The sequence below is a fragment of the Arthrobacter sp. ERGS1:01 genome (assembly GCF_001281315.1).
In the GTDB taxonomy this organism is placed as follows: domain Bacteria; phylum Actinomycetota; class Actinomycetes; order Actinomycetales; family Micrococcaceae; genus Specibacter.
In genome coordinates this window covers 660,977-675,679 of record NZ_CP012479.1, presented here as the reverse complement: position 1 = coordinate 675,679, position 14,703 = coordinate 660,977, and the positions used below count along the sequence as shown (strand labels likewise).

Annotated in this window: 14 protein-coding genes and 1 pseudogene; 6 read left to right on the top strand and 9 right to left on the bottom strand. The window is 68.1% G+C overall.

What is annotated here, in order from left to right; all coding sequences use genetic code 11:
• Positions 1 to 8: 8 nt before the first annotated feature.
• From AL755_RS06870 to AL755_RS06850, 5 genes and pseudogenes are all read right to left on the bottom strand, one after another.
• A complete protein-coding gene (locus AL755_RS06870) occupies positions 9 to 1,337 on the bottom strand; it encodes a YibE/F family protein (RefSeq protein WP_082368985.1) in 1,329 nt (442 codons plus the stop codon).
• A gap of 252 nt (positions 1,338 to 1,589) precedes the next feature.
• A pseudogene (locus AL755_RS06865) lies at positions 1,590 to 2,581 on the bottom strand (GNAT family N-acetyltransferase).
• Between the two features lie 5 nt (positions 2,582 to 2,586).
• Positions 2,587 to 3,972, bottom strand: a complete 1,386-nt coding sequence (locus AL755_RS06860) for a glycine--tRNA ligase (protein ID WP_054010368.1) — start codon at positions 3,970 to 3,972, stop codon at positions 2,587 to 2,589.
• Positions 3,973 to 4,209: 237 nt separating this feature from the next.
• Positions 4,210 to 5,229 (bottom strand): lactonase family protein, encoded by a 1,020-nt coding sequence (locus tag AL755_RS06855; RefSeq protein ID WP_054010367.1) that lies wholly within the window; start codon positions 5,227 to 5,229, stop codon positions 4,210 to 4,212.
• Between the two features lie 4 nt (positions 5,230 to 5,233).
• Complete coding sequence (locus AL755_RS06850) at positions 5,234 to 6,226, bottom strand: DMT family transporter (RefSeq protein ID WP_237762618.1); 993 nt, start codon at positions 6,224 to 6,226, stop codon at positions 5,234 to 5,236.
• A 281-nt stretch (positions 6,227 to 6,507) separates the two neighbouring features.
• On the opposite strand from AL755_RS06850, the gene AL755_RS06845 reads away from it, so the two are divergent.
• Positions 6,508 to 6,738 carry an RNA-binding S4 domain-containing protein gene (locus AL755_RS06845; RefSeq protein WP_054010365.1) on the top strand — a complete coding sequence of 77 codons (231 nt, stop codon included), beginning with the start codon at positions 6,508 to 6,510 and terminating at the stop codon, positions 6,736 to 6,738.
• 80 nt (positions 6,739 to 6,818) lie between these two features.
• Here the strand turns inward: AL755_RS06845 and AL755_RS06840 are convergent, their stop codons facing one another.
• Positions 6,819 to 7,454, bottom strand: a complete 636-nt coding sequence (locus AL755_RS06840) for an alpha/beta hydrolase (protein ID WP_054010364.1) — start codon at positions 7,452 to 7,454, stop codon at positions 6,819 to 6,821.
• A 164-nt stretch (positions 7,455 to 7,618) separates the two neighbouring features.
• On the opposite strand from AL755_RS06840, the gene AL755_RS06835 reads away from it, so the two are divergent.
• Complete coding sequence (locus AL755_RS06835) at positions 7,619 to 8,386, top strand: SGNH/GDSL hydrolase family protein (protein ID WP_082368984.1); 768 nt, start codon at positions 7,619 to 7,621, stop codon at positions 8,384 to 8,386.
• Between the two features lie 13 nt (positions 8,387 to 8,399).
• On the opposite strand, the gene AL755_RS06830 is transcribed toward AL755_RS06835, so the two are convergent.
• Positions 8,400 to 8,978, bottom strand: coding sequence for a M15 family metallopeptidase (locus tag AL755_RS06830; RefSeq protein ID WP_082368983.1), 579 nt, complete (start codon positions 8,976 to 8,978; stop codon positions 8,400 to 8,402).
• Positions 8,979 to 9,064: 86 nt separating this feature from the next.
• Here AL755_RS06830 and AL755_RS06825 point away from each other — a divergent pair, with 86 nt between their 5' ends.
• Positions 9,065 to 9,760, top strand: coding sequence for a response regulator transcription factor (locus AL755_RS06825; RefSeq protein WP_054010362.1), 696 nt, complete (start codon positions 9,065 to 9,067; stop codon positions 9,758 to 9,760).
• Positions 9,753 to 10,868, top strand: coding sequence for a sensor histidine kinase (locus AL755_RS06820; protein ID WP_054010361.1), 1,116 nt, complete (start codon positions 9,753 to 9,755; stop codon positions 10,866 to 10,868). The genes AL755_RS06825 and AL755_RS06820 overlap by 8 nt, the downstream gene beginning before the upstream one ends.
• Here the strand turns inward: AL755_RS06820 and AL755_RS06815 are convergent.
• A complete protein-coding gene (locus AL755_RS06815) occupies positions 10,804 to 11,499 on the bottom strand; it encodes a VanZ family protein (protein WP_082368982.1) in 696 nt (231 codons plus the stop codon). The genes AL755_RS06820 and AL755_RS06815 overlap by 65 nt on opposite strands.
• Before the next feature lie 121 nt (positions 11,500 to 11,620).
• A complete protein-coding gene (locus AL755_RS06810) occupies positions 11,621 to 13,261 on the bottom strand; it encodes an MFS transporter (protein ID WP_192841654.1) in 1,641 nt (546 codons plus the stop codon).
• A gap of 105 nt (positions 13,262 to 13,366) precedes the next feature.
• Here AL755_RS06810 and AL755_RS06805 point away from each other — a divergent pair, with 105 nt between their 5' ends.
• Positions 13,367 to 14,047 (top strand): TetR/AcrR family transcriptional regulator, encoded by a 681-nt coding sequence (locus AL755_RS06805; protein WP_054010360.1) that lies wholly within the window; start codon positions 13,367 to 13,369, stop codon positions 14,045 to 14,047.
• 51 nt (positions 14,048 to 14,098) lie between these two features.
• On the top strand, positions 14,099 to 14,569 hold the full coding sequence (locus tag AL755_RS06800) for a DUF6479 family protein (RefSeq protein ID WP_150117063.1): 471 nt from the start codon (positions 14,099 to 14,101) through the stop codon (positions 14,567 to 14,569).
• The last annotated feature ends 134 nt before the right edge of the window (positions 14,570 to 14,703 follow it).

Genomic DNA, 14,703 nt, shown 5'->3' with positions numbered 1-14,703 from the left:
ATGTCTCCTCACGGCGCGGACGTCGCCGCACCAGGATTTGATCGTCCCACGCCATTTTCCGGTTTAAGCGCTTTTTCGGCCGGTTCACCGGAAACCCGGTGGAGATCCCCAGCTTCGGGGCGGTTTCCTGTGGCCTTCACCACGGCGACGGCCACCGCCGTCGTGACGGGAATGGCCAGCACCAGGCCGATCGAGCCGACGAGGATGCGCACCACTTCCTCGGCAAGTTCGGAGCTGGTGAGCGCATCCAGCAACGGGCGTTCGTAGAGGGAGACCAGGAGGAGCACCGGAAGGGCGCTGCCGGCATAGGCAAACGCGATGGTGTAGACGGTGGAGGCGATGTGGTCGCGGCCAATCCGCATGGCGGAGGTGAAGAGCCCCCGGGCGCTGGTCTCCGGGGCGAGCTCGTACAGTTCCCAGACGGCCGAGGACTGGGTGATGGTGACGTCGTTGAGCACGCCAAGGCCGGAGATGATCAGCCCGCACAGGATCATGCCGGACAGCGACATTCCGTGGGTCAGATTCATCAGCTGGTAGGCGCTGTCCCCCGCGGTTCCCGTCAGTGCGGCCGCGTCCACGGCCCAACCCGCCAACGCCGCCGTCGCGCCCAAGCCGAAGAGCGTGCCCAGCAGGGCCGTGGAGGTCCGGGCGGAAAAGCCGTGGGCAAAGTACAGGACACCGAACATGATGGCCGCCGACCCCACGAGGGCCACCAGCAGCGGCGGTTTCCCCTCCACGAGCGCGGGCAGCACGAACCAGGCCAGCACCGCGAACGCACCGCCGAGCCCCACCATGGCCCGCAACCCCCGCCATCTGGCGACCGCAATCACCACGACGGCGTAAAGGAACGCCAGCAGGCCCAGCGGCAGGGTCCTGACAAAGTCCATGAAAAGGTATTGCGGGCCGGTGGGCTCCGCACCGGGGGAAATGACGGGCAATTTGAGGTAGCGGATGTTGTCACCGGCCTTGACCCCGCGCGCCTGGACGATGTCGGGAGTCACCACCACCGGTACGTCCGCACCGCCCTTGACGGCCGTGTAGGCGATGAAGCAGTCCTGCGCCTGCTGGGCCGTGCCGGGGCAGGCCTGGGTGGCCGTGCGTTGCACTGTCCCGGTGACGAAGGATGCTCCGGGGGCGGCCGCATACGGATTGCCGTCGGCGGGCGCCCCGGTTCCGCCACCGGGCCACAGCAGCACCATGGCAGTCACCGTCAGCACGGCCAGCGGCACCAGGATCCAGCTCAGCAGCACCACGGCACGCCGCCGCACCGCCGTGCGGCGCCGCAGCTGGGCCCGGCTCAGGGAGGAGTCATCCGTGTGCGAATGGGAGTGGCCCATGGGCAGCAACTGTCCTTTGGTGGAGGTTTGGCCGCTGTCCGGCAACGGCAGGCGAGTCGGCGGGGCCGGCGTTTTTGGTGGGCGACGTAAAGAAGACCGTAAGGCCGCCCGCGGCCGTCGGCCGGATAGTACCCAAGCGCTCCCACTGCTCGCAGCGGGTCCCTCGCGCTCGTGGCCCAGCCGGAAAAATGCCGGACCGCCGGTGGTGAGCTTGCCGAGGAGTCTCGACAAGCTCGACCACCGGCGCCGGAACTACTCGCCGACGACCAGCGTTTCGGTGCCGCGCAGCTTGGCGGCACCCACTTCGATCATCGGGTTCACGACGGCGGCCAGGGCCTCCATGGAATCGTCGAGTTCCAGCAGCACCGGGTACTGGTGGGTGATCAATGCCAGGAGGTCGTACACGGCTTGGACGGCGTCGTCGTGGGCGAGCTTCGGCTCCACGCCGAGGAACACCTCCGACGCCGGTGAGGCCTCGGCAGGGGCATCGGGCGAAATGTGCCCCTGCGAGTAGCTGACCGCGAAGGCCTCGATGCGGCCCTTCTTGCTCGGCTGCACCGAGGCACCAAAGGCGCTGGCCGGCTCAGCCCGGAGCACCAGGGCGCCGTGGGCTCCGGTAAGGTCGTCCAGGAACATCCGCTGTACCAGGCCCGGCGTCAGCGGACCCGTGGGATCCCACTGGTTGACGCCTCGTAGTAGCGGCCCACGACGTCGGTCAGTTCCACGGAGCCGGTGGCCAGGTCCTGCACGCGTGCGGTGGCCTCGGCCTCCGTGCCCTCGCCGAAGACGGGCAGCTTCAACGCGCCCGGGCCCACTTCAATGACCCGGTTGCGTTGCAGGACTGCCAGGCCCATGGCCTCGGCAAATGCGGCGCCCGAGGTGCCCGGGGCAACCTTGGTGCGCAGCGCCGTCGTGCCCACCCGGCCGGCGGCCAGCGCGCCGTCGGCCTCGCGGCGGAGCATGGTCAGCAGGGTGGCCCCCACGCCCGCGCGGCGGTGGTCCTTGGCCACTTCCACGTAAGCCCAGAGCCGCTGCGGGTGCAGCGTGGTGGAGTAGACGACGCCGGCCGCAACGGGAATGCCCTGGTCCTCGGCAACGATGGTGCGCCGCCAAGGGTTGGCTTCGGATTCCGGCGCCAGCGCGGCACGGAACTGTCCGGCCGCGGCGGAGTCGGCGTCACCCCAGATTTCGCGCAGGGTCAGGTCGTCGCCGTCCCGCCACGGCCGGTAGCTAAGTTCTGCCACGGCCCTTAGGCACCCAGCAGACGGGTGGCCAGGTACGCCTGTACCTGGTCCAGGGGCACGCGCTCCTGGCTCATGGTGTCGCGTTCGCGGATGGTCACGGCGTTGTCCTCGAGCGTGTCGAAGTCCACCGTGATGCAGAACGGGGTGCCGATCTCGTCCTGGCGGCGGTAGCGGCGGCCGATGGCGCCGGCGTCGTCGAACTCGATGTTCCAGTGCTTGCGCAGCGTGTTTGCCAGCTCCTTGGCCTTCGGGGAGAGGTCCTCGTTGCGGGAGAGCGGCAGCACGGCGGCCTTGACGGGGGCCAGGCGCGGGTCAAGCTTGAGCACGGTGCGCTTGTCGACGCCGCCCTTGGCGTTGGGGGCCTCGTCCTCGGTGAACGCGTCCACCAGGAACGCCATCATGGAGCGGGTCAACCCGAAGGAGGGCTCGATGACGTACGGGGTGAACCGTTCGCCCGTGGCCTGGTTGAAGTAGCTCAGGTCGGTGCCGGAGCCCTTGGTGTGCGAGGAGAGGTCGTAGTCGGTGCGGTTGGCAACGCCCATGAGCTCGCCCCACTCGCTGCCCTGGAAGCCGAACTTGTACTCGAAGTCGATGGTGCCGGCGGAGTAGTGGGCGCGCTCGTCCTCGGGGACGTCGAACTGGCGGATGTTCTCCGGGTTGATACCCAGGTCAAGGAACCAGGCCCAGCAGATGTCGACCCATTCCTTGAACCACTGCTCGGCGTCCTCGGGGGCGGTGAAGAACTCAATCTCCATCTGCTCGAATTCGCGCGTGCGGAAGATGAAGTTTCCGGGGGTGATCTCGTTGCGGAACGCCTTGCCGATCTGGCCGATGCCGAACGGGGGCTTCTTGCGCGAGGTGGTGAGCACGTTGTTGAAGTTCACGAAGATGCCCTGCGCGGTTTCGGGGCGCATGTAGGCCATGCCGGACTCGCTGTCCACGGGGCCAAGGAACGTCTTCATCAGGCCGGAGAACATCTGCGGCTCGGTCCACTGGCCCTTGGTGCCACAGTCGGGGCAGACGATGTCGTCCATGCCGTTTTCCGGCTCGCGGTTCTTCTTGGCCACGAACGCCTCGATGAGGTGGTCCTGGCGGTGGCGCTTGTGGCACTGCGTGCACTCGACCAGCGGGTCGGTGAACGTGGCGACGTGGCCGGAGGCGGCCCAGACGGCCTTGGGCAGGATGATGGAGGAGTCAAGGCCCACCATGTCCTCGCGGCCGCGGACGAAGGACTGCCACCATTCGCGCTTGATGTTTTCCTTCAACTCCACGCCGAGGGGGCCGTAGTCCCAGGCCGATCGTGAACCGCCGTAGATTTCACCGGCCTGGAACACGAAGCCGCGACGTTTCGCGAGGGAGATGACCTGGTCAAGCTTGGATTGGGGCGCCACTTATAACTCCTATTAATTACGAGGCCGCTGGGTGCGGTCCGTCCGCGTCCTAGCCTACCGGGCGGCGGCCGACGGCGGGAATTGCCCCGCCCTGCGCCGGACCCGGATTGGGGTGGGCGCATAAGGCCGGGACGACGGCGCCCGCCGCACGTTGTGCGCCCAACCGGCCGCGGGTTTCGCGCACCCTCCCCACTGGCGCCAAACCCGGTACGGGTTTGGCGCATAATGCTGCTTGGTTCAGGCCACCAACACGACGCAGGTGGGACTGCCAATCTCCAGTGTCTGCACGGGGTCGACGCCGGGGTGCCCGTGCGCGTCCAGCTCAAAGACGGCAACGTTGTTCGAGAGCTGGTTGGCCACGTAAACCTTGTTGTTTCCCAGGGCGAAGTGGCGCGGCCAGTTTCCTCCGCTGTGCACCTGGACGGCGAGCCGGGGCATCTCCGGGACGCTCACGTCGAAGACTGCCAGCGTGTTGCTGCCCCGGATCGCGGCATACAGCTTGCCTCCGTCCGGACCCAACTCGATGTGCGAGGGATAGACGCCCGGTGCCGGATCGCTTGGCGGGGCGTCGGGACCAACCATGGGCACGCGCCGCTGCCAGATCCACAGGTCGTCCACCAGACGCAGCACGTGGAGTTGGGCGTCCAGTTCGCCGGCCACCAGCAGGAAGTCCCCCGAAATCACCACATGCCGCGGTCCCGTGCCGGGAGGCAGTTCCGCGCTTCGCAGCAGCTCATACCGGCCCGAGGACGCGAGCGCGTATTCATCCACCCGGTCCGCTCCCAAATCGCTCACCAGCACGGTGCCCCACGGTGTCGGCACTGTCTGGTGCGCGTGCGAGGATCCCTGCCGGACCGACACCGGGCCGCTGCCCTGGTGTTCCAGCACATAGACAGCACCGTCCCCGGCGTCGTCCCCGGCGGCTGTTCCGAGAACCGCTGCCGTGCCCGAGGAGTAGTTGGCGGCCAGCACGTGTCCGGCGTGCACCACCACGTGGCAGGGGTCGCTGCCCAGGGTTGGCATACGCCGTCGGACCTCGAGTGTCAGCGGGTCCAGCTCCGCTAGCTGGCCCTCGGCCAGTTCCTCCACCGCATACAAGGTATCCGCGTCCAAGGCCAGGAAGGACGGGTTTCGCACGCCCTTGCTGACGCCCTGCACCGTACCGAGCAGGCCGTCATAGCCAAGTTCCAGCCGGGACACGCCCCGTCCGTCCCCCATGCCGGGTTCGGTGTAGCTGCCAACCAGGGCGTGGGTCATGGGATTACCTTCCGATGGAGTTGCGGACAACCCTGGGCCAGGGCAGCGTGGCCACCACAATCGCGGCCAGGGTCAACAGTGTACCGAGCACGGTGGCCGGCTCCACGTGCGACCCGGCTGACGGCAGGACGATGTCCAGGGCCAGGGATCCCAGCAGCTGGCCGGCGATCATGCCCAGCCCCGTCAGCAGGATCCCGAGGCTGCGGACCAGGACGGCGCCGACACCGATGTAGATGCAGCCCAACGGCCCGCCCAGGTAGTACCACCACTCCCCCGGCAGCGGATTGCCAGCCCCGGCGACGGCGGCCTTGACCAGCCAGGCAGCCCACAGCACCACGGTGCCCGTCGCCAGGTTGACCAGGGTGGCCGCGATGGGCGTCCCGTAGTGCAGGGTTTGGGTGCCGTTCATGGCCTGCTGGAAACTCTGCAGGAATCCCGCCGCCAGCGGGAGCAGCAAAGGCAGGAGCAGGTACCCGCTGCCGGAACCGCCGCCAAACCGCGGCGAGACGGCCCAGACGACGGCGGCAATGGTCAGCAAGGCGCCGAGCACCCGCATGCCGTTGATCCGCTTCTTGCCCGCCGGCCCCATTCCCAGGCGGTCCACCAAGAGGCCGCTCGCCATCTGCCCGGTCACGGTGGACACGGTGAACAGTGCCACGCCGAGCAGCGAAATGGTGAGGCCCTGGCTCATGACGAAGAATGCCCCGATGACCCCGGCCAGCAGGTACCAGGGCGGAAACTTCCGCGCCCGGACGGCCGGGATCATGGCCGCCATCCCGGCACGCCCGCGAGGGAGCAGCAGGGACGTGGCAATCATGATCACCAGCCCCACGCTGAAGCTCACCACCGCGGCGGCAATTCCGTCGTCGAGGACGGCACCCAGGGCACCGTTGACCCGGCCCTGGAGCGGGATCGCGAGCCCGGCCGCGACCGCCAGGGGAATGCCCAGCAGCGGACTCAAATGGACGTGGGCTGAGAGTGCGTTCTTCGGGGTCACGGGCGGGCAGCCCCGGGGTGGGGCCGGCCGGCAACCCTGCGTTGGGCGGGGCTTGTACCGCCCCGGGTGCCGTGGACTCCGGCGTCCCCTGCGGTGCTGTGGTCGGCAGGCAAGCGGACCTCCTCGTGAACTGTCAATGCGTTCCCCACGGTATCGCGGCCATGCTCGCGGGCCTTCTTCGAATCACGCAGATGTCGGCGCCGCCCGCCGTCGAGGGCCGGCGCAACCCGTAGATGGGGTGCGGCGCGGGACAACGGCCCCGCGTGCGGCACAATTGAGCCATGAGTTCACACGAGATCATTGACATCCCCATCCGCGACGACATGATCCGCCTGGGCCAGCTGCTCAAGCTGGCCAGCCTGGTGGAGGACGGCGTGGAGGCTGCCGAGCTGATCAAGAACGGCATGGTGAAGGTCAACGGCGAGATCGACGAACGCCGCGGCCGCCAGCTTCACGACGGGGACACCGTCACCCTCAACGGCGAAACGGTGCGCATCCGCACCGGGCAGTAACGCTCGCACCAGCAGTTAAACGTTCGACGGCGGCACGTTAGGTGCCGCCGTCGAACGTCGTTTAAGGAACTTTGCGGCTGTTACTTCAGCACCTTGTACTGCAGGAACTCGCTGACGTGGGCCATCTCCTGGGCGTTGATGCCGTGCCAGATGCCCGTGTACAGCACCTTGGTCAACGACACGTGGGCGCGCATCCAGGTGTTGGTGAACTCCACGGAGGCCTCGGGGATGACGGGATCGGCCTGGTCCCGGCCCCAGAAGAGCTCGGGCTTGGCGGCTGCGACGGCGGCGTCGTCGAAGAACGGGTTGCCTTCGTCGTCCACCACGAAACCCGACAGGCCGACGACGGCGGCATAGTCCGCGGGCCGGTGCCGCAGCAAGGTGGTGGCCATGCACATGCCCTGCGAGAAGCCCAGCAGCGTCACCGAGCTGTAGTCGCCGCGGACGGTGTCCAGCCAGGCCTCGACGTCGGCGGCCGCCTCCGTCACGGAGTCCAGGGAGTAGGAAAGGTCGGTGCCCAGCGGGAACCAGGCACGGCCCGGGCCTGCCTGCAGGGGGCCCTGCACGGACGCCACGGTGAAGTCGGCGGGAAGCTGTGCGGCCAGGCCGAAGAGGTCGGCTTCGTCGGCGCCGTAGCCGTGGAACATGACCAGCAGGGGTGTGCCGGGGCGTTCAATTTCGGGACGGGACCACAAGACGGTGGGGGTTTGGCTCATGCCCCCATCTTTTCATGCCGCGCGGCGGTTGGCGGAAGCTGCGGTGGCGCAAGCGGCCCGTCAGCGGGCAGGATGGGAAGGTGAGTGAATCAACGGCACCCGAAAATGAACGTCCAACCGCAGCCGAGGCCGCACCCAGGCATCCCTGGAGCCGCTATGTCGCCATGGGCGACTCCTTCACGGAAGGCATCGGCGACCCCGAACCGAGCAGTCCCGGCGGTTTCCGCGGCTGGGCCGACCGCCTCGCGGAGGAGCTAAGCCGGGACCGGGACGACTTCAGGTACGCCAACCTGGCCATCCGCGGCCGGCTCCTGGGCCAAATCCTGGACGAACAGCTTGAGCCGGCGTTGGCGCTCAAACCGGACCTCATCAGCATTTCCGCCGGCGGCAACGACCTTATCCGCCCCGGCTCGGATCCCGATGCCCTGGCCGAACGGCTCGATGCCGCGGTCGGCAAGATGACGGCCGGCGGCTCAACGGTATTGCTGTTCAATGGCCCCGACATCCGCGACACCCCCGTCCTTGGCATGGTGCGCGGGCGCGTGGCGATCTACAACGAGAACCTGCGCACCATCGCCGCCCGGCACGACGCCGTCGTGGCGGACATGTGGTCGATGCGGGAGTTGACGGCCCCGCAGATGTGGGCCGAGGACCGGCTGCACTTTGCCCCGCTGGGCCACCACACGATCACCATCATGGCCCTGAACGCGCTGAACGTGCCCCATTCCCTGGTGCCGGCCGTGGTGCCGCCGCTGCCCCCGCAAAAGTGGCAGACGGCCCGGGCCGAGGACCTGGTGTGGGCCCGGGAGTTCCTGGTGCCGTGGGTGCTGCGCCGGCTCCGCCACCAGTCCTCCGGCCACGGCATCTCGCCGAAACGGCCCACCCCGGCCCCCGTCTTTGGCGACGGCCTTCCGCCGGTCGCGGGCGGCTAACAGGGGGCACCGTTCACTGGCGCATCCTGGGGTCCGCGGTGGGGTCGGCATACATGGGCGGGCAGCCCTTCCGTGCCGCTTCGGGGCGCAGTTCATAGTGCCAGGACTCATTGGCGTAGACCTGGCACAGCCCGTACCCGGCTCCGTGCCGTGCCAGCCACGAGGCCGCATCGGCGCCCCCGACGTCGACCGCGTCGCCCGCCACGTGGGCCGAGGTCTCGGCGGTGGCCACCCAGCGGGCGGCTTCGGCCTCGGAGCCGTAGTCGGAAACGGCCTCGTGCAGCAGCTTTTCCTGATACTTCGGCGAACGCCAGCCGCTGCTGACGTAGAACGTGACACCACTGCCGGCGGCGTCCGTTGCCGCGCTGCGGAGCGCACCGAGCAGGGCCGGGTTGAGCTTGGCCACGGCCGGAACACCGTCGTCGAAAACAGTTGTTCCGTCGGGGACGACGCCGTCCGCCGGCCCCGTGGCCCGGCCCAGGAACCCGGCTGCCGACGTCCCGGCAGCGATGAGCGCCCCGCCCAGGACGACGACGAGGATCCACAAACGGGTGCGACGGGCCGCTGGCCGTGCTGATTTGCCGTAGTTCATTTTTCCAGTGAAGGCCGCGCGGTGTTGCCGTTGCGTACACGTTTTTTAATATGCTTTCGATATGCCGCGCCCCGTAGCATCGAGGTATGCGTGTGTTGATCGTCGAGGACGAACCCTTCATGTCCGAAGCCATCCGCGACGGCCTGCGGCTGGAGGCGATCGCGGCCGACATTGCCGGGGACGGAAACGCAGCCATTGAACTGCTGGACCTCAACTCCTATGACCTGGCCATCCTGGACCGCGACATCCCGGGGCCGTCCGGAGACGAGATTGCCCGCCGGATCGTCGCCTCCGGCAGCGGCATCCCGATCCTGATGCTCACCGCCGCCGACAGGATTGATGACAAGGCCTCGGGGTTCGAGCTTGGCGCCGACGACTACCTCACCAAACCGTTCGAGCTGCGCGAGCTCGTGATGCGGCTGCGAGCGCTGGACCGCAGGCGCGCACACGCCAGGCCCCCGGTCAGCGAGATCGCAGGACTCCGCCTGGACCCGTTTCGCCGGGAGGTCTTTCGCGACGGTCGCTACGTCGCGTTGACCAGGAAGCAGTTCGCGGTCCTTGAGGTCCTTGTCGCGGCCGACGGCGGCGTCATCAGCGCCGAGGAACTGCTGGAGCGTGCCTGGGACGAGAACGCGGACCCGTTCACCAACGCCGTCCGGATCACGGTCTCCGCCTTGCGCAAGCGGCTTGGCGAACCGTGGCTCATCGCCACGGTCCCCGGGGTTGGCTACCGCATTGATGCGGCCCCGGACACCGCCCGGGAAGGACGGGGCCATGGATAGGGCACCCGGGTTGAGCGTCCGCGTCAAGCTCACCCTCAGCTACGCCGGATTCCTCATGCTGGCCGGTATCCTGCTGCTCGCCGTCGTCTGGGTATTCCTCCTGCGCTATGTGCCGCACGCGGCAAGCAGCAGCCAGGCAGGCTTCTCCCCCGGCCGCGACGACCTGGTGCGCGCATTCACTCCCGCGGCAAGCTGGGCGCTGGCGTTCCTGTTGGTGTTCGGCATCCTGGGCGGCTGGCTCCTCGCCGGCCGCATGCTGGCCCCGCTGGGCCGCATCACCTCCGCCGCACGCAAGGCCGCGGAAGGTTCACTCTCCCACCGCATCTGGCTGGAAGGGAGCCGGGACGAGTTCCGCGAACTCGCCGACGCCTTCGACACCATGCTCGCGCGCCTCGACGCGCACGTTGCCGAACAGCGCAGATTTGCCGCGAACGCCTCCCACGAGCTGCGCACCCCGCTGGCAATCACGCAGACGCTGCTGGAGGTGGCCCGCAACGATCCGGCGGCCGACCCCGGCAAACTCGTCGAGCGCCTGCACGCCGTCAACGCCCGGGCGATCGACCTCACCGAGGCGCTCCTGGTGCTCAGCCGCGCCGAGCAAAAGTCCTTCAGCCTCGACGCCGTCGATCTGTCCCTTCTGGTGGAGGAGGCCGCCGAAACCCTGCTCCCGCTCGCCGAGAAGCGCGGGGTCACGATCAACGCCTCGGGCGAACAGGCTCCCACGTCGGGATCCCGCTCACTGCTGCTCCAGCTGACGACGAATCTCCTGCACAACGCAATCGTGCACAATGTGCCCGACGGCGGCTCCGTGTGGGCGGCCACCGCGGTCCGCCCGGGGTCGGTGGTGCTCATGGTGGAAAACAGCGGCGAGCCGGTTTCCCACCAGTTGCTTGCGAGCCTCACCGAACCGTTCAAGCGCGGCTCTGACCGCATCCGCAGCGATCATGCAGGCGTCGGACTTGGCCTGGCCATCGTCAAAAGCATCACCGAGGCCCACAACGGGAGCCTCTCCATCACCCCGCGCCCGGCGGGCGGCTTATGCGTTACCGTCGAGCTGCCCACCAGCGGCGCGACGCCAGCGCCGCAAGCCCCGCACCCGCGGCGTTGAGCAGGACGTCGTCCACCGAGGAGACGCGGTCCAGACGCAGGACATACTGGGCGGTCTCGATGAGGATCGAGCAGCCCGCCCCCAGTGCCAGCATGCGCGGCAGCGATGCCAGCGCCCGGAATCTCAACGGGGCAAAGAATCCCAGCGCGGCAAGCACCAGCAGGTTCCCGCCGATCTGGAATGTCGCCGTCGCCGGCCCGGCCCCAAGGAGCGTGTGGATGTCTTGGAACGGCACCAGGCTGACCCGCCCGGATACCTCGCCGGCTCGGCTGCCCGGAAGCAGGGTGAGCCAAACCGTCGGCAGGGTCCCGTAGACCAAGCCCACCTCCGCCAGGGACATCCGCCATGGCTGTGCGGTTCCGGCGGAACGCCGACGGCGGGCCAGGACCCACGCTGCAAGGACTGCAAACGGCAGGGCAGCCACCGTTAACAGCGCGATGCCGTTGACCGTGCCGAACAAGCCGTGCCGGCCGCCGCGGACGGGCATGGTCAGCACCCTGTGCGCCAGGGTCCCCGGGACGATCGCGGCGGCAAGCAGCGCGGCGGTGAGGACCGCCAGCGCAGTCAGCGCGGTTAGCGCGATCCTGCGGCCACGGAGCTGCGGAAGTGACGGGGAATCGTTGTGGTCCATGCCTTCATTGAAGGCGGTCGGCGGTTGCCGGGAGGTATGCGCTTTTCCATACGCCGGCAATACACCCGCAGCCCGCCTCCTGTCGGGGTCGCGACCCCGGTAGGAGGCGGGTCTGGAACACCTAGGCCCGGTGGCGGCCCAAGTGATCGGGTTCGGACCCTTCATCGGCGGGACCGCCGGCACCGTCCACGGGGGCACTGGCGTCGGCGTGGACGCCCGCGCTCACCCGTTCGCCGTCGTCGTCGTTGTTATAGACGGTGTCCGTTTGGCTGCCGGACTCCACGTGCTCGTGGTGCAGCGACTGCCCCTGCCCGCGCCGCCGGAACAGCAGCGCGGCCATGACCGCGCCCAGGGCGAAGAAGCCGGCGCCCCACCAATACGCCACGGCATAGCTGTGGACGGCCGCCTGGGCCGCCACCTCCGCGGTGGGCGGCAGGTGCGAGGCCACGTAGTTCGTGGCGGCCGTGGCAGCCAGGGTGTTCAGCAGTGCCGTGCCGATGGAACCGCCCACCTGCTGGCTCGTGTTGACGAGGGCGGAGGCGACGCCGGCGAACTGGCGGTCGACCCCGTAGGTGGCGGTCTGGATGGACGCCGGCATGATGGAGCCCATGCCGAAGCCGAGGATCATCAGCGGCGGCAGGAGGTCCTTGGCATAGGTGCTGTCCAGGCCCAGCCGGGTCAGGTAGACCATGCCGATGGTGGCCAGGATCATGCCGAACGGGACCATGACCTTGGGGCCGAACCGTGGCAGGAAGATGTTCGTCGACAGCTGCGCGGCCAGGACCAGCATGAGGATCATGGGCAGGAAGCCCACGCCCGTCTGGATGGGTGAATAGTGCAGCGAGGACTGGACGTAGTAGGTGACGAACAAGAAGATGCCGAACATGCCGGCACCGGCGATCACCACCGAGGAATAGGCGGCGCCGCGGTTGCGGTCAAGGATGATGTGCAGCGGCAGGATCGGGTGGGCGGCGCGGCGCTGCCAGAGCACGAAGGCGACCAGCAGGACACCCGCAGCCACCAGCATGCCCCAGGTTTGCGGTGCGTGCCAGCCGTCGGTTTCGGCGTTGGAGAAGCCGTACACCAGGCCGAAGAGCGCACCGGAGACCAGGACGGTGCCGGGGATGTCGAGCTTCGGACGCGGACCCTCATGCGTTGTGTGGCTGACGAAGATGCTGGCGCCAATCACGGCAAAGATGGCGATGAAGACGTTGATGTACAGGTTCCAGCGCCAGTTGAAGTCCTCGGTCAGGAAGCCGCCGAGCAACAGGCCCACGGCGCCGCCGGCACCGGCGATGGCGCCAAACACACCGAAGGCGCGGGCGCGTTCCTTGGGGATGGTGAACGTGGTGGTCAGCACGGCCAGCGCCGTCGGGGCCAGCAATGCGCCGAAGGCACCCTGCAGGGCACGGGCGAACACCAGCATGCCGAAGCTGCCGGCGGCACCGCCCAGGGCCGAGGCTCCCGCGAAGCCGATCAGGCCGATGATGAAGGTGCGTTTGCGGCCCATCAGGTCGGAGAGCCGGCCGCCGAGCAGCAGCAGGCTGCCGAAGGCCAGCGAATACGCGGTGATGATCCATTGGCGGTCACCGTTGGTGAAGCCGAGATCGCGCTGCGCCGACGGCAGTGCGATGTTGACGACTGTCGAATCCAACACGACCATCAGCTGCGCCAGGGCAACCGTGGTCAGGGTCCACCAGCGGCGTGAGGACACGGCTGGAGCGTTGCCCGGACCCGGGGCAAGGGTTGAAATATGGGACATAAGCGACACTATATACGACACTGCATAGTTTCGGATATGCTTGGTTTCAGAATTAACACGATATTAACAGCCGGCTATTTTTCCGGTGCAAAGGAGTCCTCCGCGATGACGCAACCGCGCCTCAGCGACCAGCCCGGGCCGAGCCAGGACCGAGCTGCCGACCCGGCCACGTGCGAGCCCGTCAAGCTGGGCCGCAAGCGCGACCACACGCGTGATCCGGAAATCCTCGAGGCCGCCCTGGCGGTCCTTGCCGAGACGGGCTACGACGGCATGACCATTGACATGGTGGCGGCGCGGGCCAAGGCCGGCAAGGCCACGCTGTACCGCCGCTGGCCGTCAAAGGCGGAACTCGTGTTGGACGCCGTCGCCTGCCTGAAGATGGGCGACACCGACCCCGCACACCTGCCGGACACCGGGACGTTGCGCGGGGACCTGGTGGCCATGATCAAGCCGCACTCCATTGAGGCGAATGAGCGCAAGCTGCAGATCATGGCCGGGCTCATGTCGATGCTCAGCCGCTCCCCGGAGTTGATGGAGGCGGCCACCGCGACCATCGTCGAACCCAGGGTGGCCGTGAACCGGGTGTTCATGGGCCGCGCCGTGGCGCGCGGGGAGATCGCCGACACCCTCGACGTCGAAATGCTTTCGCTCGTCACGCCCGCCATGGCCGCCTTCCGCGTTCTAGTGCTCAAGAAGCCCGTGGACAGGGAGTTTTTGATCTCGATGATCGACGGCGTGCTGTTGCCGGCGGTGGACCTCGGCTCCGGGGAGCGGCAAGCGGACTAGGATGGGAAGAGGCGCTGGTATCGGCGCCTTGACGGCAAGAAGAGGTGCGTTGTGCTTAGTGTGCTCGACCCGGTGGCGGCCAATGATGTTGCCGCGTCATCCTTTAATACGGCGTCCCTCCAACCATGGATCGTGCTCGTTGTGGTGGGTGTGATCCTCGTGGTCAATTTCATGAAGGCCACGAACCGGCGGCGGCGGGCAAACCAGCCGCCCACCCCGGGCGTCTCCCAGCCCGTCAACCATCAACAGCCTGGCCGGCCCCAGCAAAACGGCTCCCGGCAAAACGGCACGGCCCGCCCGCAGCCCGGCGCCCCGTACGTGGGCACGCTGCTCAACGGAATTCCGATGAACACCCCGGGCACCCTGCACGGCCAGCAGGGCGCCGGATTCGCCAACGAGCGCATGCGCGCGGAGGCCGAGCTCAAACGCCAGCTGGACGCCCTCGACGCCGCCCGCCGCAGCGGCCAGGTCACGGCCGACCAGTACGCCGCCCACCGCGAGGCCATCTTCAAGAACTTCTAGGCAACCGCCGCGGAAATTTCCCGTAGCCGGACCACCGCAGGGCTCAATTTTTGGGGCCGGCGGTGTGGCGGGCGTCGCCGCGGACACACCGACGGAGTCGTGTGTGGCGCGGTGCGGGCACCGGCCCAAAAATT